Origin of the sequence: Lacticaseibacillus manihotivorans DSM 13343 = JCM 12514 (genome assembly GCF_001435035.1) — a bacterium.
Lineage (GTDB): Bacteria > Bacillota > Bacilli > Lactobacillales > Lactobacillaceae > Lacticaseibacillus > Lacticaseibacillus manihotivorans.
Genome location: NZ_AZEU01000221.1, coordinates 1 through 1,686, shown reverse-complemented (window position 1 = coordinate 1,686; position 1,686 = coordinate 1). Strand labels below are relative to the sequence as shown.

General features: G+C 46.1%; 3 protein-coding genes. 2 read left to right on the top strand and 1 reads right to left on the bottom strand.

Annotated features, from left to right (window positions below; translation table 11 throughout):
* Window positions 1-240: 240 nt before the first annotated feature.
* Together FD01_RS11640 and arsC are read left to right on the top strand one after the other, a co-directional pair.
* Window positions 241-999, top strand: coding sequence for a helix-turn-helix domain-containing protein (locus FD01_RS11640; protein ID WP_054720082.1), 759 nt, complete (start codon window positions 241-243; stop codon window positions 997-999).
* Window positions 1,000-1,057: 58 nt separating this feature from the next.
* A complete protein-coding gene (gene arsC / locus FD01_RS11635; RefSeq protein ID WP_056964439.1) occupies window positions 1,058-1,444 on the top strand; it encodes an arsenate reductase (thioredoxin) in 387 nt (128 codons plus the stop codon).
* Window positions 1,445-1,489: 45 nt separating this feature from the next.
* Here arsC and FD01_RS16735 read toward each other — a convergent pair.
* The coding region (locus FD01_RS16735) for a transposase (protein WP_420864849.1) at window positions 1,490-1,686 on the bottom strand (197 nt) is incomplete at its 5' end.

The window sequence follows — 1,686 nt, the reverse complement described above, 5'->3', positions numbered from 1 at the left end:
TTCATGGCCTTTTTGGTCTAGTCGCTAAGGTGTTGCACTTGAATTGTAAACTGGGGCTGTATCTTTTGTTGCATTAGTGCCTACAAAACGTCGACTCATAGAGTTGGCGTTTTTCATTTTCCCGGGAAATGTTTTGGATGCGTTTTTTTTAGGTAATGGCGGAAGTCACAGTTTGTGACCCTATGAAAAGCCGTTAAAACCGCTTGCAATTATGCGATAATACAGGTGGAGGCGAGGAGTATGAAAATTGGGGCAAAGTTAATCGCAGGCCGACAGCAAATGGGTTTCACCCAACAAGAGGTAGCCGATAAATTATTCGTCACCCGTCAAACTGTTTCGCAATGGGAAAATGATCAACGCAAACCCGATCTTGAAGCAGTGGCCAGCTTATGCCGATTATTAAAACTGGATGCGCGTGATTTGCTTGACGTGCACGATAACCATGATAGGACGATGAACGAGTTGCTCGGGATGCCGGCAATCGCTGATATCAGCCACATTATTAAAGTGCGACCAGCATATATGACGGCAATTGTTGATGGTGTTCAGTATCCTCAGCACATCATGCCGAAATGGTTGAATCGCATCACTGCAGGGTATCAAATGTTCATCGGAACGGCCGAGTTTGGTGGGGAGTTAACCCTGAAAGATGAATACGGACACCTTTTTTATCAAGATGTCCCACAACGCCTGACCGTTGCTTTATTGAGCACCGTGATTTTTCCCTCGATTGGCACTGTTCCAATTATGGAAACCCGTTATCGCACGCTGATCACCATCAATCATATGAACCTACTGATCCCAACGCCGACAGCGGTGCCAGCCTTGCTCGACTGGATTCAAAGCCATCATGTGTTACTGCAAGATCCCATGCAATTGGCGACACATCAACATCTTGATTTCAAGAATCTGACGGCTGATCAATTCGCCAAGCTTGCAGCTGGGACGCCATATGAAATTGTCTATCAACAAAGTGGCGGCAACATGGCACCTTGGTAATTCATTGACAAGTCGTATCAAACCCAGCATACTAGCGATACGTGATGGAGGTGTCGCTTTGAAAAAAATCTATTTCTTATGTACCGGCAATGCTTGTCGCAGTCAAATGGCTGAAGGTTTTGCCAAACAACTTTTGCCCAGTGACTGGAAGATTCAAAGCGCCGGCATCGAAACTCACGGCCTCAATCCTAAAGCCGTAGAAGTGATGGCGGAAGTCGGCGTCGATATTTCTCGCCAAACCTCGAAGTTGATCGATCCGGCATTTCTCAAGCAATGTGATTTGGTGGTGACCTTGTGCGGCGATGCCCATGATCGGTGTCCAGTGACGCCGCCGAGTGTGACTAAATTATATTGGCCGCTGCCAGATCCAGCACCATCGAATGATCTTGAGGTGTTCCGTTCAGTGTGTGATCAAATCAAAACCAAAGTCTTGTCGCTCAACTAATTGTTCAAAGTCCTAGCGATAGGGCTTTTTTCTTTGCTTGAATTGTCAAGCTAAGTGGAACATCTCTGACCAGAAGACTTCAAGCGAAGATTTCCATCCGAACATCTTGCGTGGTCGAGTGTTGATTTTCCACACCATTCGGTTGATTTCCTCGTCTGTGATCGTAGCGATGTCTGTTCCTTTGGAAATATATTCCCTGATCAATCCATTTGTATTTTCGTTACTTCCTCTGGCCCAAGGAG

Bases quoted from the DNA above. Each gene is read 5' to 3' on its own strand.
- FD01_RS11640 (WP_054720082.1), top strand. From the start codon at position 241: ATGAAAATTGGGGCAAAGTTAATCGCAGGCCGACAGCAAATGGGTTTC.